The sequence below is a fragment of the Amycolatopsis acidicola genome (assembly GCF_007713735.2).
In the GTDB taxonomy this organism is placed as follows: Bacteria; Actinomycetota; Actinomycetes; order Mycobacteriales; family Pseudonocardiaceae; genus Amycolatopsis_E; species Amycolatopsis_E acidicola.
In genome coordinates this window covers 61,421-81,066 of sequence record NZ_VMNW02000033.1, presented here as the reverse complement: position 1 = coordinate 81,066, position 19,646 = coordinate 61,421, and the positions used below count along the sequence as shown (strand labels likewise).

General features: G+C 71.9%; 19 protein-coding genes. 11 read left to right on the top strand and 8 right to left on the bottom strand.

From position 1 onward, the window contains the following. Window positions 1–257 precede the first annotated feature (257 nt). Window positions 258–1,112 (top strand): ferredoxin reductase domain-containing protein, encoded by an 855-nt coding sequence (locus tag FPZ12_RS22170; protein WP_144752233.1) that lies wholly within the window; start codon window positions 258–260, stop codon window positions 1,110–1,112. Window positions 1,113–1,122: 10 nt separating this feature from the next. Beyond that, the gene (locus FPZ12_RS22165; protein ID WP_144752230.1) at window positions 1,123–2,112 is read left to right on the top strand and encodes a PHP domain-containing protein; all 990 of its coding nucleotides are present in this window, start codon (window positions 1,123–1,125) and stop codon (window positions 2,110–2,112) included. Window positions 2,113–2,126: 14 nt separating this feature from the next. Here FPZ12_RS22165 and FPZ12_RS22160 read toward each other — a convergent pair whose 3' ends face one another. Together FPZ12_RS22160 and FPZ12_RS22155 are read right to left on the bottom strand one after the other, a co-directional pair. Further along, a complete protein-coding gene (locus FPZ12_RS22160) occupies window positions 2,127–2,609 on the bottom strand; it encodes a monooxygenase family protein (RefSeq protein ID WP_144752228.1) in 483 nt (160 codons plus the stop codon). A gap of 16 nt (window positions 2,610–2,625) precedes the next feature. Beyond that, on the bottom strand, window positions 2,626–4,731 hold the full coding sequence (locus FPZ12_RS22155; RefSeq protein ID WP_243769966.1) for an MMPL family transporter: 2,106 nt from the start codon (window positions 4,729–4,731) through the stop codon (window positions 2,626–2,628). A gap of 307 nt (window positions 4,732–5,038) precedes the next feature. Here FPZ12_RS22155 and FPZ12_RS22150 point away from each other — a divergent pair, with 307 nt between their 5' ends. From FPZ12_RS22150 to FPZ12_RS22140, 3 genes are read left to right on the top strand one after another with little or no spacing between them, the layout of a single operon-like run. Beyond that, window positions 5,039–5,410: an STAS domain-containing protein gene (locus tag FPZ12_RS22150; RefSeq protein ID WP_144752222.1), complete on the top strand. Its 372-nt coding sequence runs from the start codon at window positions 5,039–5,041 to the stop codon at window positions 5,408–5,410. Next, on the top strand, window positions 5,407–6,987 hold the full coding sequence (locus FPZ12_RS22145) for a PP2C family protein-serine/threonine phosphatase (RefSeq protein WP_144752219.1): 1,581 nt from the start codon (window positions 5,407–5,409) through the stop codon (window positions 6,985–6,987). Before FPZ12_RS22150 ends, FPZ12_RS22145 begins: the two co-directional genes overlap by 4 nt. After that, window positions 6,984–7,403 carry an ATP-binding protein gene (locus tag FPZ12_RS22140; RefSeq protein WP_144752216.1) on the top strand — a complete coding sequence of 140 codons (420 nt, stop codon included), beginning with the start codon at window positions 6,984–6,986 and terminating at the stop codon, window positions 7,401–7,403. Before FPZ12_RS22145 ends, FPZ12_RS22140 begins: the two co-directional genes overlap by 4 nt. A 14-nt stretch (window positions 7,404–7,417) precedes the next feature. Here the strand turns inward: FPZ12_RS22140 and FPZ12_RS22135 are convergent, their stop codons facing one another. The 3 genes from FPZ12_RS22135 to FPZ12_RS22125 form a co-directional block, all read right to left on the bottom strand. Beyond that, window positions 7,418–7,726 carry an STAS domain-containing protein gene (locus tag FPZ12_RS22135; protein ID WP_144752213.1) on the bottom strand — a complete coding sequence of 103 codons (309 nt, stop codon included), beginning with the start codon at window positions 7,724–7,726 and terminating at the stop codon, window positions 7,418–7,420. Then, window positions 7,723–11,541, bottom strand: a complete 3,819-nt coding sequence (locus FPZ12_RS22130; RefSeq protein ID WP_144752210.1) for a SpoIIE family protein phosphatase — start codon at window positions 11,539–11,541, stop codon at window positions 7,723–7,725. Before FPZ12_RS22130 ends, FPZ12_RS22135 begins: the two co-directional genes overlap by 4 nt. Window positions 11,542–11,605: 64 nt before the next feature. Next, window positions 11,606–12,172 carry a hypothetical protein gene (locus FPZ12_RS22125; RefSeq protein WP_144752207.1) on the bottom strand — a complete coding sequence of 189 codons (567 nt, stop codon included), beginning with the start codon at window positions 12,170–12,172 and terminating at the stop codon, window positions 11,606–11,608. 169 nt (window positions 12,173–12,341) lie between these two features. Here FPZ12_RS22125 and FPZ12_RS22120 point away from each other — a divergent pair, with 169 nt between their 5' ends. Together FPZ12_RS22120 and FPZ12_RS22115 are read left to right on the top strand one after the other, a co-directional pair. Then, complete coding sequence (locus FPZ12_RS22120; protein WP_144752204.1) at window positions 12,342–12,893, top strand: Rv1733c family protein; 552 nt, start codon at window positions 12,342–12,344, stop codon at window positions 12,891–12,893. A gap of 88 nt (window positions 12,894–12,981) precedes the next feature. Then, window positions 12,982–13,674, top strand: coding sequence for a hypothetical protein (locus tag FPZ12_RS22115; RefSeq protein ID WP_144752201.1), 693 nt, complete (start codon window positions 12,982–12,984; stop codon window positions 13,672–13,674). A gap of 191 nt (window positions 13,675–13,865) precedes the next feature. Here FPZ12_RS22115 and FPZ12_RS22110 read toward each other — a convergent pair whose 3' ends face one another. After that, window positions 13,866–14,636 carry a helix-turn-helix transcriptional regulator gene (locus FPZ12_RS22110; protein ID WP_144752198.1) on the bottom strand — a complete coding sequence of 257 codons (771 nt, stop codon included), beginning with the start codon at window positions 14,634–14,636 and terminating at the stop codon, window positions 13,866–13,868. A gap of 66 nt (window positions 14,637–14,702) precedes the next feature. On the opposite strand from FPZ12_RS22110, the gene FPZ12_RS22105 reads away from it, so the two are divergent. Next, entirely contained in the window at window positions 14,703–15,776 is a 1,074-nt protein-coding gene (locus FPZ12_RS22105) for a zinc-binding dehydrogenase (RefSeq protein ID WP_144752195.1), read from the top strand. A 41-nt stretch (window positions 15,777–15,817) separates the two neighbouring features. Here the strand turns inward: FPZ12_RS22105 and FPZ12_RS22100 are convergent, their stop codons facing one another. Next, window positions 15,818–16,660 (bottom strand): LLM class F420-dependent oxidoreductase, encoded by an 843-nt coding sequence (locus tag FPZ12_RS22100; RefSeq protein WP_144752192.1) that lies wholly within the window; start codon window positions 16,658–16,660, stop codon window positions 15,818–15,820. A gap of 59 nt (window positions 16,661–16,719) precedes the next feature. Here FPZ12_RS22100 and FPZ12_RS22095 point away from each other — a divergent pair, with 59 nt between their 5' ends. Beyond that, window positions 16,720–17,568 (top strand): ion transporter, encoded by an 849-nt coding sequence (locus FPZ12_RS22095; protein ID WP_144752189.1) that lies wholly within the window; start codon window positions 16,720–16,722, stop codon window positions 17,566–17,568. Window positions 17,569–17,601: 33 nt separating this feature from the next. On the opposite strand, the gene FPZ12_RS45670 is transcribed toward FPZ12_RS22095, so the two are convergent. Beyond that, window positions 17,602–17,742, bottom strand: a complete 141-nt coding sequence (locus FPZ12_RS45670) for a hypothetical protein (protein ID WP_166462862.1) — start codon at window positions 17,740–17,742, stop codon at window positions 17,602–17,604. Between the two features lie 112 nt (window positions 17,743–17,854). On the opposite strand from FPZ12_RS45670, the gene FPZ12_RS22090 reads away from it, so the two are divergent. Continuing rightward, the gene (locus FPZ12_RS22090; protein WP_144752184.1) at window positions 17,855–18,448 is read left to right on the top strand and encodes a TetR/AcrR family transcriptional regulator; all 594 of its coding nucleotides are present in this window, start codon (window positions 17,855–17,857) and stop codon (window positions 18,446–18,448) included. Beyond that, entirely contained in the window at window positions 18,445–19,611 is a 1,167-nt protein-coding gene (locus FPZ12_RS22085) for an NADH:flavin oxidoreductase (protein ID WP_144752181.1), read from the top strand. Before FPZ12_RS22090 ends, FPZ12_RS22085 begins: the two co-directional genes overlap by 4 nt. Window positions 19,612–19,646: the final 35 nt, after the last annotated feature.

Below are 19,646 nucleotides of genomic sequence, written 5' to 3'. Positions count from 1 at the left end.
CACCCACATCGACCCCCACCAAGAACCCCGCCGCAACACCCTCCACACCATGCGCACCTAGAGAGCGCCGCCGATCTTCCGGGCGGCGCCACCCGAACTCGCTTCCCCAGCGCCGCGCCAACCGGCATGATCAACGGGTGACCGAGGGTTCCGAACGCGCGGGCTCGTCCCGTCGGCTCGCGCTTCGTCGTGTCGTTCGCCTATCGGGGCAGAACGCGCCCCCTCGCCATCGCCGCCACGCCGCTGAAGGAACCGGGATGGCCCGCCGAATTCCTCGGGTTCTGATCGCGGCGGCCCTCGCGATCGCCGCCGGGCTCCGCGTGGCACTCAAAACCAGAACCAGCCCGAAACCGATCGAGTTCTCACCCGAGCCCGGTTCACGCCCCGAACTCGCCGCCGAGATCCCGCGCCTGCGGGTACTCGCCTGGCGCGCCGTGGCCGTCGCGGTGCTCTGGCTGCTTCCCATCTCCGGCGGGGCGCTCGGGCTGAACCGGCTTTCGGCCACGGCACAACACCTTCTCGACACCGGCACCAAGGTGACGGCCACGGTGATGTCGGCAGCCCAGCCCCCGAAGGGCCAGTGGTCGATCGTGGTGCGCTACGAGGGCGGCGGCGTCGAGCGCACCGCCACCGTGCTGCTCAGCGACAAACGGAAGGTCGGCCCTCAGATCACCGTCCTCGTCGACCCGGCCGATCCGGGCCACGTCCGCACTCCCGAGGACGACAACGTCGACGACAATCTTCGGGCGCTCTTCATCGGCGCGATGATCGCGGGCGCGGTGGGCGTCGCGTGCTCCGCGATGGCGGTCCGCGGCTGGAGCCGTCGCTACGCTGCGGTCATGCGCACCGGCTGGCGGTCCGCCTCCGTCGCCGTGCACAAAGCGCCCAGAACGAGCACCACGATCACCGCGTGCTTCCCGGAGGGCGAAACGCTCCAGCTGAGAGAAACGCCCTCCACCCACAACTCGCCGAGAAAACCCCGCCACGCCTGGATCGGCGGCCACGGCACCGCGATCGTCGTCCTCTACGGACGCGACGACAAACGCCCCCTCCCGGTCCCGGCAAGACCAGCCAAACAACCAGGACGTGCGAAAGGCGCCGGACTCGGGTAAGGCAGAGGGCATGGATCCGGTGTGGGCGTTGCGGCAGATCGCGTTCCAGCTCGAGCGGAGTGGGGCACCGACGTATCGCGTGCGCGCCTTTCGCAAGGCGGCGGCCGTGGTGGACGAGCTGCCCGAGGGAGAGCTGGCGCGGCGCGTCAGCGGAGGCACGCTCAAGAAGCTTCCCGGCATCGGCGACGCGACCGCGCAGGTTATCGCCCAGGCGGTGGCGGGGGAGGAGCCCGAGTACCTGACGAAGGTGCTCGGCGGCGTCCAGGAAGTCGAGGAAACCCCGCTGCGCAAGGCATTGCGCGGCGACTGCCACGCCCACTCCGACTGGTCCGACGGTGGCAGCCCGCCCCTCGAGATGGCCGAAGCGGCCAAGGCGCTGGGCCACGAGTGGCTGGCGCTGACCGACCACTCGCCCCGGCTCACCGTCGCGAACGGGCTCTCCGCGGAACGACTCGAGGAGCAGCTCGCGCTGATCGGCAAGCTCAACGAGCAGCTCGCGCCGTTCCGCATCCTCACCGGAATCGAGGTGGACATCCTCGACGACGGCTCCCTCGACCAGCGCCCGGACCTGCTGGAACGCCTGGACGTCGTGGTCGCGAGCGTGCACTCCAAACTGCGCATGGACTCCCGCCCGATGACCGAGCGCATGCTGGCCGCGGTCCGTAACCCCCACACCGACGTGCTCGGCCACTGCACCGGCCGCCTGCTCGCCGGGCGCGGGCGGCCGCAGTCGGTGTTCGACGCCGAAGCCGTGTTCACCGCGTGCCGGGAAAGTGGCACGGCCGTCGAGATCAACTGCCGCCCGGAACGCCAGGACCCGCCGGACGATCTGCTGCGACTGGCCGTCGAACTCGGCTGCGAGTTCGCGATCGACACCGACGCGCACGCCCCGGGCCAGCTCACCTGGCAGGGCTCCGGTTGCGTCCGCGCCGAACAACACGGCATCGGCGCGGACAGGGTGCGCAACACGCGAAGCGCGGAGCAGCTCACCGGCCGGTGAGCCGCTCCGGCTCGTCACGCCGATTTCTTGTTGTGGCGCAGGCGGTCCCGCGCCGAACCTCCCGCGCGCACGAGCTGACTGCCGCGCACGGTGCCCAGCCCGAACCCGGGCATGTTGCCGTACACGGCCTCGTACTCACCGTCCCGCACGAGGAAGGTTTCGTGCCAGATCCCGGCGGCCTGGCCGTTTTTGCTGGCCCGCCGCCAGTACTGCTTCTGGGCCGGGGCGTGGGACAGCGCGGGCTCACCGGCGTACTTCTCGAGCTGTTCGAAGCTCCGCCAGTACTGGACGATCACCGGGAACCCCATCGTGTAGCCGAGCAGCCCGCTGTCCGGGTCCGCCATCAGCTCGTCCAGCATGTGCTTCATCCCGCGCCGCCCGCCCAGGTCCCGGAACCACGCCACGGGATGGCGCGGGCTGGGCAGCGTGCCGATCAGGAACACCACGAAATCGCCTTCGATCTCGGCCGTCCACCGGCCCTTCCGCCGCTCTGGCATGGCTCCTCCTCCGGCCTCAGGTCTTCGCGCGCTCGACGGGCACCGGCGCCGCCGGTGGAGTGTCATGGTGGCGCATCAGCGGGTGCGGCCACCAGATCCAGCGCCCGATGTCCAGCGTCAGCGCGGTGACGAGCACCCCGCGGACGATGATCGTGTCCAGCAGGACGCCCACGGCGACCGCGAAACCCAGCTCGGCGAGGAAGGTCAGCGGCAGCGTGCCCAGCACGGCGAACGTGCCGGCCAGCACCAGCCCGGCCGAGGTGATCACCCCGCCGGTCGCGGCGAGCCCCGTGAGCATGCCCCGCCTGGTGCCGCGCGTCTTCGTCTCCTCGTGCACCCGGGTCATCAGGAAGATGTTGTAATCCACCCCCAATGCCACCAGGAACACGAAGACGAACAACGGGAACGACGCGTCCGCGCCCTCGAAACCGAAGACATGGTCAAAGAAGAACGCGCTGATCCCCAGCGTCGCGAAGAACGAAAGCACCACCGTGGCCACCAAGAGCAGTGGCGCCAGCAACGCGCGCAACAGCAGGGCGAGAATCGCGAACACCACCGCCAGCACCACCGGGATGATCAGGCTCCGGTCGTGATTGTTCGCCTGCGCCACGTCGTAGTTGATCGCCGCCGCGCCGCCTGCCAGCGCGTGCGCGTCCGGCACCCGGTGCACGGCGTCACGCACCTGGACCAGTGTCGCCATCCCGGCTTCGCTGTCCGGCGACGTTCTCGTGGTGCCTTCGAGGTACGCGTATCCGTTGCGCGCCACCGGTTCCGTCACCGACACCACGCCGGGCACGGACTCGAACGCGCTCCGCACCTCCTGGGCGCGCGCGGCGTCGGCGATCACCTGGATCGGCTGGCCGCTGCCCGCCGGGAAGTGCTGCTGCAGGATTTCCCCGCCCACCACGGAATCCGGCCTGCCGGTGAACGCGCCGGCGTTGGTCAGCCCGTCGTCCTTGAGGGTCAGGGTGCCCAGCGCGAGCACGCCCAGCACCAGGCAGGTGACCGCCCACGTGGCCCGCGGGGCCTTCGCGATCCGGTTGCCGGTGCGGGCCCAGAACCCGGTTTCGATGTGGTCCGCCGAGCCGAACTTCGGCCGCACCGGCCAGAACACCCAGCGCCCGCAGATCGTCAGCAGCGCGGGCAGCAGGGTGAGCATCGCCAGCAGGGCGACCCCGATGCCGATCGCCGCGACCGGGCCGAGCCCGGCGGTCGAGTTGAGATCCGCGAACAGCAGGCACAGCATGCCCACGATGACCGTCGCGCCGCTCGCCCCGATCGCGGGGCCGGCGCGGTGCAGCGCCACGGACATGGCTTCGTGCCGGTCCTGGTGGCGCCGCAGTTCTTCCCGGTGCCGCGCGACGAGCAGCAGCGCGTAGTCGGTGCCCGCGCCGAACACGAGCACGGTCAGGATGCCCGCGCTCTGGCCGTTCACGGTCAGCCCGGCGTACTTGGCCAGCAGGTAGATTACGCCCTGCGAGACCATCAGCGCGGTGCCGGTGGCCAGCACGGGCAGCAGCCACAGCACCGGGCTGCGGTAGGTGAGCAGCAGCATCACGATGACCACGCCCAGCGCCGCGAACAGCAGCACGCCGTCGATCCCGCCGAACGCGCTCGCGTTGTCGGCGGCGGTGCCCACGGGCCCGGTCAGGTGCGCGGTCACCCCGGGCGGGCTGCTGTCGGTGATGTCGTGGATGCGGTCGGCGAACGAGCCCAGCTCGCTCCAGCCTCCGCTGCCGACGTCGACCGGCACGATCACCTGCGCGGCCGCCGGGGCCGGGGTTTCCCCGGACGGGATCGGCCCGACAGCGGGCTGCGCCACCCGCGGCAGGGCACTGAGCTGCTGGGCCTGCGCGGCGATCGCGCCGAGGTCGGCCTGGCTCAGCCCGCCGGGTTTTTCGTAGACGATGATGGCCGGCAACACATTGCTGTCCTGGAACTGCTGGGACAGTCGCAGCACTTCGGTGGATTCGGCGTTGCCGGGCAGCCAGGACGAGGCCTGGTTGTCCTCGACGTCGCCGAGTTTGTTACCCAGTGGCGCGAACACCACCAATGCCGCGATCCACAGCACGAGCCCGACCCATTTGCCGATCCGGCCGGCGGGCAGTCTGGCGAGTTTCACGGACGTCGCCCCCTTTTGCGACGGGATTTCCCCTTGACAAGGGGGAAAGTAGGGCAGTGGCGGCGCGGGAGAACCGGACCGCCGGGAAAATCAGGGATTTGTCAGGGATGCCCCGGGTAAGGGAAAGAAAATCACGGGATAGGCGGAAACCCGGTCGTGGTCTGTCCGAAGTGGACCATGATGTATAACGACCTATACGGCGTGGCTGTGGTCAGCCGTGCACGGGGTGGCGGCGGAATGCGTTGCTTCGGACCGAAAAGCGGATTTCGCTGGGCTGCCGGGTGGCCGGAAGTGCAGTATTGAGCGCATGACGGACGGAACTGCCGACAGCCAGGCCGAAAGCACGGCGGGGGCCGTGGTGCTGGAGAGCTCCGGCGGGGCGGCCGTGCTCCGGGTGAGCGGCGCGCTCGACCTCGCCCTCGCACCCAAGCTGCAGCAGCTCGTCGACAGGGCGTCCCGCGACCACCCCCGTGTCCTCGTCATCGACCTCACGGACGTGGATTTCCTGGCCTCGGCCGGAATGGCCGTCCTCGTCCGCACGCACCGCCGGCACGGCGCGACGGTCGCGGTCCGGGTGGTCGCCGACAACAGGCTCACCCTGCGCCCGCTGGAGCTCACTCGGCTGACCGACGAACTGGCCGTGTTCCCGACGCTCGCCGCGGCGCTGGCCGGGCGATGATGTCCGGGCGGGGCACGGAAGCGGTCGCGGACGCGGTCCGCCGGGCGTTCGTGAACGGGATGGGCGAGCCCGTCGCGGTGAGCACGCGCCGGCTGAGCCCGGCCGAGGCGGACCAGTTGCTGCCGCCCGGTTCCGAGGGGCTGACGGTGGTCGTCCCGGAGGACGACGTGCTCGGCGCGCTGCTGCCCGGAATCACCGTCACGGGCGCGGTGGTGGTCGCCGACGAAACCGGGGCGCGGCTGTTCTTCACCAGCGTTCCCGTGGGCGGCCAGCACGAGCTCGTCGCGGCCGGGATCAGGGCGGCCACGGCGGAACTGGCCGCGGAGGTGAGCAGGCTGCGCACCGAGGCCGCGGTGGTGGACGCGCTGCATTCGGTGGGCAGGCAGCTGACCGCGCAGCTCGACATCGACCGCATCGTGCAGGACGCCACGGACGCGGCCACGAAGGCCACCGGCGCCGCTTTCGGCGCGTTCTTCTACAACCTCGTCGACGAGCTCGGCGAGTCCTACACGCTGTACACGCTTTCCGGGGTCGCGCGCGAGGCGTTCGCCGGTTTTCCCATGCCCCGCAACACCGACGTGTTCGCCCCGACCTTCGACGGGCAGGGCACGGTCCGCAGCGGCGACATCACCGCCGACCCCCGGTTCGGGCGGAACGAGCCGTACCACGGGATGCCCGCCGGGCATCTGCCGGTGCGCAGCTATCTCGCCGTGTCCGTGGTCAGCCCCACGAGCGGGGACGTGCTGGGCGGGTTCTTCTTCGGCCACCCCGGAACCGGCCGGTTCACCGAGCGGCACGAGTACGTGGCCGAGGGCATCGCGGGCTACGCTGCCATCGCTCTGGACAATGCCCGGCTCTTCGACCGCGAACGCCATCTCGTCGGCCAGCTCTCGCGCAGCATGCTGCCGGTGGTGCCGGAGATCCCGGGCCTGGACATCGTCACCCGCTACCTGCCAGCCGCCACCGGCAGCAAGATCGGCGGGGACTGGTTCGACGTGATCCGGCTGCGTTCCGGCGGGACGGCGTTCGTGATCGGCGACGTCGTCGGGCACGGGGTCACCGCGGCGACCGTGATGGGCCAGGTGCGCACCGCGATCCGGTCCTACGCGCAGCTGGAGCTCCCGCCGGCGGACCTGCTGCGCGAGGTTTCGGAACTGGCCGGTGCGCTGTTCGACCCGAGTTTCGTCACCTGCTTCTACGCGGTGCACGAGCCGGACGGCCATACGCTCACCTACGGCAATGCCGGGCATCTCCCCGCGGTGCTGGTGCGCCCCGATGGCGCCATCGAGGAGATCGGGGAGGCGCTGTCGCAGCCACTGGGCGTCGGGTCGAAGTTCGCCGAACGCCAGACCGTGTTCGAGCCGGGCACCGATCTGCTGCTCTACACCGACGGGCTGGTCGAAAGCCGCACCCGCGATCTGACGCTGGGCATCCGGTGGCTGCTGTCCGGGCTGCCCGCGCTCCGCGAAGCGCCGGATGTCGGCGCCGCCTGCGACGAGCTGATCACCGGTCTCACCGGCGGCAGGCACGACGACGACATCGCGCTGATCCACGTGCGGCACCGGGCCGGGACATGAGGAACGTGCCCGCCGGCGGGCAAACCGGTTCGGTGCGGGAGTTCCACCATCGGATCGCGGCGAGCGCGGCCGGTCTCACCCCGGTGCGCGAGGCGCTGGCGGTGTGGGCGACCGGGCACGCGCTCGCGGCGGAGCGGTGCGAGGACCTCGTCCTGGCCAGCTACGAGGCGATGGCGAACTCGGCCGAGCACGCGTACCGCGGACGCGAAGACGGGCTGCTGGACGTGCTCGCCGTTGCCGACGACGGCGAGCTGACGGTGACGGTGACCGACTGGGGCACCTGGAAGACCCCGGACGGCGCCGACCCGTTTCGCGGCCGCGGGCTGCTGCTGATCGCCGCGCTGGCCGACGACAGCGTCCGCGCTTCAGGGGCCGAGGGCACGACGGTCACGATGAAATGGCGGCTGCACGGCTAGAGTCCACAGTGGACTCAGAGCTGGGCGGCCGCGCTCGGCACGTCGTCGTGGTGGGGCAGGCCCATCAGCGCCGCCGCCTTGCGCAGCCTGCTGCCCGGCGGCAGCACGACGGTCATCTTCCGGTGCGCCAGCAGGTTGTCGAGCGCGGCGAACCCGGCGCTGTCGAGGTAACGCAGGCCGCCGAGGTCGAGGACCACCGAGCCGGGGATGCCGTCGAGCGCGGCCGCGAACTCGCTCGCGTTGGTGGCGTCGACCTCTCCCTCGGCGGTCACCGTGGCGGGCAGACCGTGCCGCACGTGCAGGGTGTACCGGCCCGCCGTCACGGTTTTTCCTCCTGTGAGGCGGAATCCGGCCCCCGGCGATACCGCATGGTGACCTGGGTCCCGCGCGCCGAGCGCACCGTTTCGACGTGGTCGGCGAGGCCGTTGATGAGGGTGAGCCCGCGGCCGCGGAGCGCGGTGCGGCGGCTCGCCGAGGAGTCCGCCAGCCACCGGCCGCGGTCCCCGACGGTCACCGAGATCGTGTGCTCGCCGGCGAAAACCTCGACGGAGACGGTCTTCCGGCGGTCCATCCCGCTGCCGTGCTCCATCCCGTTGCTCACCGCTTCGCCGACCCCCACCAGGACGTCGTACTGCTTTTCGTCGCCGAGGCGCAGGTCTTCGAGCCAGGCGCGCAGCCGGTGGCGCAGCACGGGCAGCTCGGCGGCGTCCGCCTGCACCGAGGCGACGAAGGTGTCCGGGGTGGTGCCGACCGGGCGCACGGCGAGGATCGCGACGTCGTCGGTGTACCCGCCGGGCGGCGTCATCCGGCGCAGCAGCTCGGTGCACACCGCGGCGGCCGGTACGTGGCGGAGTCCGGCGGCCACGTCCGCCAGCCTGCCGAAACCGTCCGAAATGGACTCCCCGGGGCGTTCGATCAGCCCGTCGGTGTAGAGCACCACGAGTGAACCGGGCGGCAGCTCGGCTTCGCCGATCCGTCCCGAGGCGTGGCAGCTGAGCGCGGCCAGCGGCGGATGCCTGCCGTGTTCGAGGAAACGCACGCCCTCCGGCGTCACGAGCAGCGGGTACGGATGACCGGCGCACGCATAGGAAATCGAGTGCGCGCCGGAGTCGAGCACGGCGTAGGCGACCGTGGTGCAGGCGGCGCCCGGCACCGACGCGGCGTAGCGCTCGGCGAGGTCCAGCACCTCGGAAGGAGAGCGCACGGTCAGCGCCGCCGCGCCGATCGCGCTGCGCAGTTTGCTCATCACGGTGGCCGCGGGCAGGCCGTGCCCCACGACGTCGCCGACCGACAGCGCGACCGGGCCGGTGTCGCTCAGCGGCGCCACCAGGTACCAGTCGCCGCCCACGCGCATGGCCTCCGCGGCGGGCTGGTAGACCGCCGCCACCACGGCGTTGACCGAGCTCTGGTCCAGATCCAGCAGCTGGTCCTGGAAATCGGTGGCGATCCGGTGCTCCCGTTCGGCGGCGAGCACACGGTCCAAGGCGGGCCCGGTCAGCTCCGCGACGCGTGCCGCCACTTCCAGTTCGACGTCGCCGGGTTTGTGGGATCCGTTCCAGTGCACGGAAATCGCGCCCACGACGAAGCCGCCCGCGGACCGGATCGGGTGCACCACCGCGGCGCGGACGCTGGGCAGGGCGTCGCGGGCGGCGACCTGGAACCGCGGGGCGACGTCGTCCGGGTCGGTGAAGACGATCGGTTCCCCGGAGCGGACGGCCGCCGCCATCGGCACCGGGGCGTCGATCGCCACGACGTGGTAGCGGTCCCGCAGTTCCGCGTGCACCGAACCGGCGTAGTCGATGCGGATGCGGTCCCCGCCGTTCTCCAGCAGCCCGAGGGCCGCCGAATCCGGCGGGGTGAGCGGCGCCGACAGCAGCGCGCCGAGGATCTCCTCGACCGACGTCGCGGCGTTGAGCACCGAACCGAATTCCGCGAGCGCTTGTGCCCGCCGCGTCGCTGCCTCCTCCAGGTCGCGGGCGGCGCGTTCCCGCTCCACCGCGGTAAGGCGCGCGGTGACGCGATTGAGCAACTCGCGGGAGCTGAACGGCTTCGGCAGATAGTCGTCCGCGCCACCGGCGAGGCCCTCTCCGGCGCTTTCGAGATCCGCCCTCGCGGAGAGCATCAGCACCGGCGTGGCGGCGAGCAGGGGGTCGGCGCGGATCGCGGCGACGAGCTCGAACCCGTCCATGCCGGGCATCATCAGGTCGGTCACGACGGCGTCGGGCCGGTGCTCGCGCATCCCGCTCAGCGCGGACTCGCCGTCGCCGAACACGCAGGTGTCCCAGCGCTCGGACAGGATCCGGTCGAGGTGGCGGCGGAGGTCGGCGTTGTCGTCCACGATCAGGACGAGCTTGCGGCCGGTGCGCGCGCCGGTGCCGGGGGAGCTGCCGAGCCACTGCTTCGCCTCGGCCAGATAGGAGTTGCCGGCCGCCGGGGCGGGCGTCGTGACGGGCGTGCCGTCGGCCGCCGCGGGCAGCCGGATCGTGACGGCGGTGCCGAAGTCCAGTTCGCTGTCGATCTCGATGGTGCCCTCGTGCAGCTCGACCAGCCCGTGCACGAGGGAGAGCCCGATGCCGCTGCCTTCGACGCTGCGGCCGCGGGTGTTGCCCGCGCGATAGAACCGGTCGAAGAGCTTGTCCAGGTCCTCGCGCGGGATTCCGGTCCCGGTGTCGGTGAAGGTGATCCGCACCTGGCCAGCCGCCGCGGGGGCGACCTCGACGGTGATGGACCCGGCGAAGGTGAACTTGACCGCGTTGGACAGCAGGTTCAGCACGACCGTTTCCCACATCTGCACGTCCACCTCGGCGAACGCGGGGCGGCACGCGAGCACCAGGTCGATCCCGGCCTGCCGGCACAGTTCGGCGAACGACGACGCGATCTGCGCGGTGAGTGCGCCGACGTCGGCGCGCACCCGGTGCGCGGTGGCTTTTCCCGCTTCGGTACGGGAAAAGTCCAGCAGGGAGTTCACCAGCCGCAGCAGGCGCTGCGCGTTGCGGTGCACGGTTTCCAGCCGTTTCAGCTGCAGCGGCTCGTGCTCCGCTTCGGCCATCGCGTCCTCGACCGGGCCGAGCATCAGGGTCAGCGGGGTGCGGAACTCGTGGCTGACGTTGGCGAGGAACGCCGTCTTCGCCCGGTCCAGATCGGCGAGCGAATCCGCGCGGCGGCGCTCCCGTTCGTAGGAGCCCGCGATCGCGAACGCCGCCGCGAGCTGATCGGCCAGCAGCCGGCAGAACCCGCGGTACTGCTCGTCGAACGGCTGCCGGGGGTTGAGGCCGAACAGGACCGCGCCGCCGGTCGCCGCGTCGGCGAGGGGGAGCACGAGCGCTTCCTCCGGCGCGAACCCGGGAAACCGCGAAGCCAGCGCCGGAATGCTGTCGCGCAGGCCGGTCACGAGGTGGGCGCCGGACTCGGACCAGTCGGCCGGGGCGAGCGCTTCCAGCGTGCCGGGCAGCAGATCGCGGGCGGCCGCGGTGGCGCTGTGCAGTCTCTTCGCCTTCACCGCGTCGTCCAGGTAGACGGCGACGAACGGCAGATCCTCGCCGTGCCCGGCGCAGGCGCTCGTGATCGCCGCGACGGCACCGTCGACCGTGCGCGTTTCCAGCAGGCTCGTGGAGACCTCGTTGACCAGATTGAGCCGGCGCGCGGCCAGCACCCGGGCGGTGGTTTCCGTTGCGGCGCAGAAGATTCCGTCGGCGCGGCCGCCGGGGGACAGGATCGGGCCGAAGCTGAACGTGAAGTGCCGGTCCCACAGCCGCCCGCCGGCCATCAGCGGCAGCAGCTGGTCGTCGGACCAGGTGGCGCGGCTCTCGCGGAAGACCCCACCGACCATCTCTTCGATGGAATCCCAGACCTCCCACCACACCTCGCGGCCGGAGCGGCCGAACGCGGCCGGGTGCTTCTCGCCGACGAGCGGGATGGCGGCGTCGTTGTAGACCTGCGTGAGGTGCGCGGGATCCAGCCAGAGCACGATGGGGAACCGCGAGGTGAGCGCCAGCGCCACCGCCGAGCACACCGCGGGCGGCCAGTCCCGCGGCGGGCCGAGCGGGTGCGCGGACCAGTCGTACTCGCTGACCCGGCGGCCCATCTCGCCGCCGAGCGCGATCGCCGCGGCCAGCTCCGCCGGGATGTCTTCACGCATCCGCCGCACACCTCCTCGAGCCGTGCGAACCGGGAAAAGCCTAACCCCTGCACGGCCCCGGCGGTCAGGTCCGCGCGGCCGCGGAATGCACGGCGTGCAGGACCTGGCGGGCGATGACCCTGGCCGAGGGTTTGATGGTGGCCCAGCACCATTCCGCCCAGTGCCGGGCCACCGGGTCGACGACGGTCCAGCGGGTTTCGAAGGTGAGCAGCGACCCGTGCGCGGGCGCCGGGCGCACGGACAACGCGACCGCGATCGTGCCCGAACGCGGCCGGGCGTAGGTCACGAACTCGGCGCGGCTGACCCGGTGCCAGTGCGGGATCCGGGTCCAGAACCGGCCGGCCGCGCCCAGCACCAGCTCCTGTCCCGGCCGCTCGCCGAGCACGCGCCACGGCCCGCCGAGCAGGATTTCTTCGAACGCGGGCACGGCGGCGTCGGGCCGAAGCCGGACCGGTTCGCCCCGCACCCAGGAGAGCGTGGCGAGCGGCGGGGCGCGCCAGCCCGCCGAACGCAGCGCCGCCACCGACCCGTAGGTCGCGGCGGGCGAGGCGGGCACGAAGAGGTGCTCGGTCAGCGCGAAGTCGTACCAGGGCGTGAAAACGTCGAGCAGGGCGGAGTCCCGGCTGTCCACGGCGGTGCCCCCTTCCGGTCGCCTCCCGCCCATTTTTCCGGGCGCACGCACGGCGGGAAGGGCAGAAGGTCACGGGAACGCCCCGGCGCGGCCCGGGAATTTTCGGGGACCTATGGCCCTTCGTCACGCGCCGTCGATCGGCGAGATTGTGCTGCATGAAGGTGCCGCGATGATTGTCGCCGTGCTGCGCCGGATGGGCAATCCCCTCGTGCGCGGGTGCGACAAGCTGGAAGCCGCTTTGCTCGTGGTCGCGGCTCTCGTGGTGCTGACCGCCGTGCCGGTCGCGCTGACCGTCGGTTCCCAGGCGTACGCGGGTTTCGCGGCGCAGTCGCGGGAACAGCACGCCAGCCGGGTGCCCGCGACCGCGCGGCTGATCGCCTCCGTGCCGGACGCGATCGGGGACGCGGACCGGTTCCGGTCGGTCGACGCGGTGTGGCTGCTGCCCGACGGCAGCGAACGGCGTGGCACGGTCGGGGCCGACGCCGGCACGCCCGCCGGGACCACGGTGCCGATCTGGCTCGACCGCTCCGGCAATCCGGTGCCGCCGCCGATCCCGAGCGGTGACGTGGTCTGGATCGCGATCGGGGTGGCGCTGTTCCTGTGGCTCGGCGTGGTGCTGGTGACCGGGCTGCTGGTGTGCGCGGCGCATGTGGCGCTGGAGCGGCATCGCGCCACGCGCTGGGCGCGGGACTGGTCGGCGTTGAGCCACGCCTCCCGGTGACCGCGCGCTTTCGAGGAAAAAAGACCCTGGACTGTTTGGGCCGGTGGCGCCAGGGTAGGTGCCAGCGCATGCCGGCAGGAGTCTCCCGATGACCAGAACCCTCGATTTCACCGCCGCGCTGGAAGCCGCCCGCCGGGCCCGCGGCGGGCAGCGGTGGCGGCTCGCCGCCACCGGAAGCCGGATGGACATACTGCTCGATCCCGCCGACGAGTCCCGTCAGGCGCGGGTCACCGCCGGGGCGGGGGTGCTGAACGCGCAGCTGGTCCTCGCCGCGGCGGGGTTCGCCGCGACCGCGGACTTCCTGCCGGACAAGGAAAGACCCGAGCTGCTGGCCACGCTGCGGGTGCGCGCCCGTGCCCGGCCGGGCACGACGGACCGCGCGCTGGCGCAGGCCATCGCCGGCCGCCGCTCGCGTGCCCTGCTCCCGCCGCTCGCCGGCGCCGCGGCGCGGGAGGGCGCGGAGCTGATCCCGCTCGACGCGGCCTCCCTGCCCGGGGAAGTCGTCCACAGTGGACAGTTGGTGGTGCTGAGCTCGATCGCGGACACGCCGCACGCGCAGCTTCGCGCGGGCTGCGCGCTGCAGCGGGTGCTGCTCACGTCGATCGCCCGCGGCGCGCCCGTGTCGGTGCTCCCGGCGCCGGAGAAGATGTCGGAACTGCAACACGCGTTGCGCGAGCGGCTCGGCGGCTGGCTGAACCCGCAAGCCGTACTGGACCTCGGCGCCGCGCCGGCCCCGCCCGCGCAGCGGCGGGCCGTGGAACTCCCGGTGCCCGCGCGGTAATCCCGCGTGTTGGCCCTTCCCGTGGGTGTGTTGGCCCCTCGCGTCGGTGTGTTGGCTGCTCCCGTTCGTGTGTGGACTGCTCGCGTGGGCGGGCGTGATGCCAGCCGCGGCCAACACACGCGCGGGGGTGGCCAATACGCGCGCGGGGGCGGCCAACACACGCGCGGGACGGGCAAACATGGGCGCCGGAGTCAGCCCGTGTAGATCACCAGCGTCTGCTCGGGCGCGTCGGCGAGGTGGAAGGCCGTGTGGGTCAGGGTGATGCGGCCGCGCGTGGGGTGGCGCAGGCGTTTCGTGCCGCCGCGCGTGGTTTGGATGTCGTAGCGCGGCCACCACGCCCGCACCTGTGCGCTCTCCGTGTGCAGTTCCTCCACGAGCCGGGTGAACCGGGGATCGCCGGGATGCCGGCCCGCCGCCACCCGGAGCCGGGCGAGCAGGCTTTGTGCCTCGCGCTCCCAGTCGACGAGGATGTGCCGCGCGCGGTCGTCGGTGAACATCCAGCGCGCGACGTTCGGCACGCCGGGACCGTCGAGGCCGGGGAACAGCTCGTCCGCGGCGTCGTTGCGGGCGAGGACGTCGTAGCTGGCGCCGGTGATGTACGACGGGTTCGGCTGGACGAGCCCGGGGATCGCCGCGACCTGCGCGGGCAGCCATTCCGGCGCCAGTTCCGTGGCGCTGTCCGAGGCCAGCGCCAGCAGGTGCTCGCGCTCGGACTCCGACAGCCGCAACGCGGTCGCGAGCGAGCCGAGGACCTGTCCGGACGGGCGGATGTCCCGCCCCTGCTCGAGGTAGGTGTACCAGGTGGCGCTGATCCCGGCGAGCAACGCGAGCTCCTCCCGGCGCAGGCCGGGCGTGCGCCTTCGCCCGGTGCCGGGCAGGCCGACGTCGGCGGGCGTCAGCCGGGCGCGGCGGCTGCGCAGGAAGGCGCCGAGTTCGCGGCGGCGCATCGCGGGAGCGGACATGGCACCTCCAGTACCAGAATAACTGCATTCTGGATACCAGGTTAAATCCGCCGAAGACTGGGGGCCATGCGAGCTTGGACCATCGAAGAGATCGGCGGGGAACTCCGCGGCACCGACATCGCGAAGCCGGAACTGCGCGGCGGCGGGGCACTGCTGGAGGTGCTGGCCGTGCACGTGCCCGCCTACACCCGGGAAGTCGTGTCGGGCGGGCGGAACTACAGCTTCCCGGCGCCGGCGGTCATGGGGCCCGGGTGCATCGGCCGGGTCGAGGACGTGGCCGCCGACGTGTTCGGCGTGCGGCCGGGGGAGATCGTGATCAACAGTTCGCTGCTCGGCACGGGCCGCACGGAGGAGCCCAGCGAGATCCTCGTCGGCTGGACCGGCGTGGGCTGGCGGGGTCTGCCGACCGGCGAGACCCGCGCCATGCAGGAGCTGTGGCGCGACGGGGCCTGCGCGGAGTTCGCCTTGGCGCCCAAGGAATCCCTCGTCGCGCTGCCCGGCGCGGAGGGCTGGGACCCGGCCCGGCTGGCGTTCCTCGGCTGGCTGTCGGTCGCGGCCGAAGGGCTCGTCCGGGCGGAGCAGAGCGCCGGGCAGGTCGTCACCGTCCTCGGCGCGACCGGTCAGATGGGCACGGCCGCGACGCTCGTGGCGCTCGCGCGCGGCGCGGGCCGGGTGGTGGCCGCGGGCCGCAACAAGTCCACTTTGGACGAACTGGCGGCGGTGGACCCGCGGATCGTGCCGGTCCCGCTCAGCGGTGACCGTGAGGCCGATGCCACCGCGCTCCTCGACGCCGGCGGCGGTTCGGACGTGGTGCTCGACGCGCTCGGCATGGTGCCCAGCGCGGAGCCGACGATGGCGGGGTACGACTCGCTGCGCCCGTCCGGCACGATGGTGCTCGTCGGCGGGGTGCGGCAGGAACTTCCGGTGCCGTACGGGCAGATCATGCGCCGGCGGCAGACCATCCGCGGGTCCTGGATGGCCGGGCCGGAAACGACGCTGAGCGTGTGGCGGCTCGTCCAGGCCGGGCTGATCGACCTGGAGGTGCTGGACCCGCGCCGGGTGTCGCTGGACGACCCGGCCGGCGGGCTGGAGGTGGCCGCGGAAAGCACCGGCCTGCACTACGCCGTACTCGTGCCCTGAAACGAGGGGGCGGGGCCGGAAGCGGCCCCGCCCCAGTGTGGTCAGGCGATTTCGGAAAGCGCTTTCGCCAGCGGCTCCAGCACGTCCGGGGTGTGCGGCGGCGGCAGGTACACGATCGCGAGGTCCAGACCACGCTCACCGAGTGCCTCGATGTCGGCCACCAGCCTGCCGAAGTCGCCGTCCGGGCCGAGCCGGACGTGGCTGGAGAGCATGATCTCCTTCGGGTCCCGTCCGACGTCGGCGCAGTGGCGGTGCAGCACGTCCCGCTTGCGGGCGAACTCCTCCGGGGTGCCGCCGACGAAGTTCCAGTGCTGGGCGAACTTCGCGGTGGTGCGCAGGGTCCGCTTCTCGCCGCTGCCGCCGATGCAGATCGGCGGATGCGGCCGCTGCACGGGCTTCGGCTCGCAGAACGCGCCGGTCAGCTGGTAGTACTCGCCCTGGAAGTCGGTGGACTTCTTGGTCAGCAGGTCGACGATGACCTCGCAGGCCTCCTCGAACCGGTCGCTGCGTTCCTTCACCGGGCCCAGCCGCATCCCGTACGCGCCGGACTCCTGCTCGTTCCAGCCCGCGCCGATGCCGAGTTCGAGCCTGCCGCCGGACACGATGTCCAAAGTGGCCGCCATGTTGGCCAGCAGCGCCGGGTGCCGGTAGTGGATCCCGCTGACCAGTGTGCCCAGCCGCAGGCGTTTCGTCGCCTGCGCCAGCGCGGTCAGCGTGACCCAGCCTTCCATGCACGGGCCTTCGGGATCGGCGCCGAGGATCGGGTAGAAGTGGTCGAACGTCCAGCCGGACTCGAACAGCTCGATGTCGTCGGCGGCCCGCCACACCGCGAGCATGTCCTCCCACGTGGTGTTCTGCGGGGATGTCTTGAAAGCGAAGCGCATGAGCCCAACCCTAAACCTGGAGTGCGCTCCAGCGCGGCGTTCATGTCATGATCTGGCGCATGCCCACGCCATCCGAGTCCCGGGAGCCGGAGCTCAACAGCGGCATCCTGCCCGGCAACGTGCACGCGGACGACTGGATCATGTTCGTGCTCGCCGTGGTCTCGGTGGGGCTTCCGTCCTATTTGCTCCTCAGCCCGCCCTCGCACGAGGCGCAGCTGTGGATGTTCTACGCCGACTGCGTCGTGTGCGTGCTGTTCCTGGCCGACTTCCTGTGGCGCTGGCGCAAACGCGGGTGGGCGCGCCGCTTCCTGGTGCGCAACTGGTACGAGCTGTTCGCGATGATCCCGGTCACCCACCCCGTGATGCTGGGCCACCGGTTCCTGCTCGTGGTGCTGCTGCTGGTGCGGATCGGCCGCGCCGCCGACCGGGCGCTGGGGGAGCAGTTCTTCTTCCGGCTCATGGACAAACTGGCCGAGCCGATCGTGCACGCGATCAAGAAACCCATCACCATCGCGGTGCTGGACGAGGTCGTGAAGGTGCTGGAGACCGGCAACTACCCGGAGAACCTGGCGAAGTCGCTGGCGGAGAACCGGCCCGAGCTGCGCGCGATCATCACCGAAAAGCTCGCGCAGGACCCGCAGCTGGGCAGGCTGCGGCGGCTGCCGTTCCACGGCGAGATCGTCGGCGCGGTGGTGGACACGTCGTTCCGGGTGCTGCTCGAGGTGCTGGAGGACCCCCGGATCGACGACTTCTTCTCCGAGGTGGTGCGGGAGAACCGCGAGCAGATCCGGCGCGCCGTCCAGCTGGGCCTCAACGAAGCCCCCGACGAGGAGGGCGAAAGCGTGCTCCGGGTCCGCACCCAGCGAGCGGCGGCGGAGGAGTACGACCTCCGGCACCCGCGCCCCTGAGTCCACTGTGGACGCCGGCCGGGGCGCGCGGGCTCAGGCCGGGATCACGGCGACGGCCGCGATCACCGCGGCGAGGAAGTACCACGGATCGCCGAGCACGGCGGCGGCGACGATCCCGGACACGACGACCCCCGCGGCCAGCAGCGGCGGAGGTCCCGGCTGGTCCCGCTGCACGGTCCCCAGTGTGCCGCAGGCACCGGTGACCTCACCGTGAGGTCCGGCACCCGTGCCAGCACTGCTTCAATCAGTGATTGAAAAATCAGCCGGGACCCTGTCTACTGGGCCGGTGCGCACCGAAGCGACGACCGGAACGCGGGAGCAGCTGCTCGCCGCGGCGGAGCGGCTACTGGCGGAAGCCCCGTACGACGACGTCTCCGTCCGCGCGATCAACACCGCCGCGGGCATGAACCCCGCCGCCGTGCACTACCACTTCGGGTCCAAGGACGACCTCGTCGCGGCGCTCCTCGAAGACCGGCTCGCGCCCCGCTGGCAGGGGCAGCTCGACGACCTCGAGGCCCGGCGCGAGGCCGGCTGGAAGCCCGCCGTCGCCGAGCTCGTCGACCTCGTTCTCGCCCCGTTCACCGAGCTGGCGGCCGACCCGCTGGGCCGCCTGCACCTGCGGCTGCTGGCCCGGGTCGTGCTCGGCCGCAGACGGGTGCGGTGGACCGCGCACTGGTTCCGGCTGCGCCCGTGGACGGAGCTGCTGCGCGAGGCCCGGCCGGAGCTGTCCGTGCCCGAAGCGCGCCGGCGCTGGCTGCTGGCCTTCGACCTGATCATGCAGACCATCGGCGCCCCGCTGGCCGGGGACGCCGACGTGGGGCCGGCCACGACAGCCACCCTGCGCACCTTCCTCACGGCCGGTTTGGAGGCGAAACCATGACCCCGCCCGAGGTGTTCTCGCCCGCGAAGCTCGGCCCGGTGCGGCTGCGCAACCGCGTGCTCAAATCGGCCACCTTCGAGGGCGCGACGCCGGACGCGCTGGTCACCGGCCGGCTCGTGGACTTCCACGTGCGCCACGCCGCGGGCGGTATCGGCATGACTACCGTGGCCTATTGCGCCGTGGCGCCCGAGGGCCGCACCGACCGGCACCAGATCTGGATGCGCCCCGACGCCGTGCCCGGCCTGCGCCGGCTCACCGACGCGGTGCACGCGGAGGGCGCGGCCGTCAGCGCGCAGATCGGGCACGCCGGCCCGGTCGCCAACGGCGCCTCCAACCGGTTGCCCGCCCTCGCGCCGAGCAAGCTGTTCAGCCCGTTGAGCCTGCAGCCGATCAAGGCCGCCACGGCCGGGGACCTCGAGCGCATCACCGCCGCGCACGCCGGGGCCGCCCGCCTCGCGGCCGAATCGGGTTTCGACGCCGTGGAAATCCACTTTGGACACAACTACCTCGTGAGCTCCTTCCTGAGCCCCAAGCTGAACCGCCGCGACGACGCGTACGGCGGCAGCCTGCGCAACCGCGCGAAGCTGGCGCTGGACATCGCCCGCGCGGTGCGCGAAGCGGTCGGCGACCGGATCGCGATCACGGCGAAGCTGAACATGGACGACGGCGTGCCCGGCGGCTTCTGGCTCGACGAAGCCCTCCAGGTGGCGCGCTGGCTGGAGGCCGACGGCGGGCTCGACGCGCTCGAACTGACCGCGGGCAGCTCCCTGCTCAACCCGATGTACCTGTTCACCGGCGACGCCCCGTTGCGCGAGTTCGCGGCCACCTTCCCGGTGCCGCAGCGGTGGGGCGTGCGCCTGGCGGGACGGGCGTTCCTCAAGTCCTACCAGTTCGAGGAGGCCTTCCTGCTGGAGCGGGCGCGGCAGTTCCGGGCCGAGCTGGACCTGCCGCTGATCCTGCTCGGCGGGATCACCACGAAGGAGACCATGGACCGCGCGATGGCCGAGGGCTTCGCCTTCGTGGCGATGGCCCGCGCCCTGCTGCGCGAGCCCGATCTGCCGAAGCGCCTGCAGGAGGACCCGGCCGCCCGCTCGCTGTGCATCCACTGCAACAAGTGCATGCCGACGATCTACAGCGGGACGCGCTGCGTGCTCGTACCCTGACCCACACCCCGGCGTGTCGCGGCGGAAAGCCGTGG

Bases quoted from the DNA above. Each gene is read 5' to 3' on its own strand.
- FPZ12_RS22170 (WP_144752233.1), top strand. From the start codon at position 258: ATGGCCCGCCGAATTCCTCGGGTTCTGATCGCGGCGGCCCTCGCGATC.
- FPZ12_RS22110 (WP_144752198.1), bottom strand. From the start codon at position 14,636: ATGTCCGCTCCCGCGATGCGCCGCCGCGAACTCGGCGCCTTCCTGCGC.
- FPZ12_RS22115 (WP_144752201.1), top strand. From the start codon at position 12,982: ATGACCAGAACCCTCGATTTCACCGCCGCGCTGGAAGCCGCCCGCCGG.
- FPZ12_RS22165 (WP_144752230.1), top strand. From the start codon at position 1,123: ATGGATCCGGTGTGGGCGTTGCGGCAGATCGCGTTCCAGCTCGAGCGG.
- FPZ12_RS22085 (WP_144752181.1), top strand. From the start codon at position 18,445: ATGACCCCGCCCGAGGTGTTCTCGCCCGCGAAGCTCGGCCCGGTGCGG.
- FPZ12_RS22105 (WP_144752195.1), top strand. From the start codon at position 14,703: ATGCGAGCTTGGACCATCGAAGAGATCGGCGGGGAACTCCGCGGCACC.
- FPZ12_RS22145 (WP_144752219.1), top strand. From the start codon at position 5,407: ATGATGTCCGGGCGGGGCACGGAAGCGGTCGCGGACGCGGTCCGCCGG.
- FPZ12_RS22150 (WP_144752222.1), top strand. From the start codon at position 5,039: ATGACGGACGGAACTGCCGACAGCCAGGCCGAAAGCACGGCGGGGGCC.
- FPZ12_RS22160 (WP_144752228.1), bottom strand. From the start codon at position 2,609: ATGCCAGAGCGGCGGAAGGGCCGGTGGACGGCCGAGATCGAAGGCGAT.
- FPZ12_RS22140 (WP_144752216.1), top strand. From the start codon at position 6,984: ATGAGGAACGTGCCCGCCGGCGGGCAAACCGGTTCGGTGCGGGAGTTC.
- FPZ12_RS22100 (WP_144752192.1), bottom strand. From the start codon at position 16,660: ATGCGCTTCGCTTTCAAGACATCCCCGCAGAACACCACGTGGGAGGAC.
- FPZ12_RS22095 (WP_144752189.1), top strand. From the start codon at position 16,720: ATGCCCACGCCATCCGAGTCCCGGGAGCCGGAGCTCAACAGCGGCATC.
- FPZ12_RS22120 (WP_144752204.1), top strand. From the start codon at position 12,342: ATGATTGTCGCCGTGCTGCGCCGGATGGGCAATCCCCTCGTGCGCGGG.
- FPZ12_RS22130 (WP_144752210.1), bottom strand. From the start codon at position 11,541: ATGCGTGAAGACATCCCGGCGGAGCTGGCCGCGGCGATCGCGCTCGGC.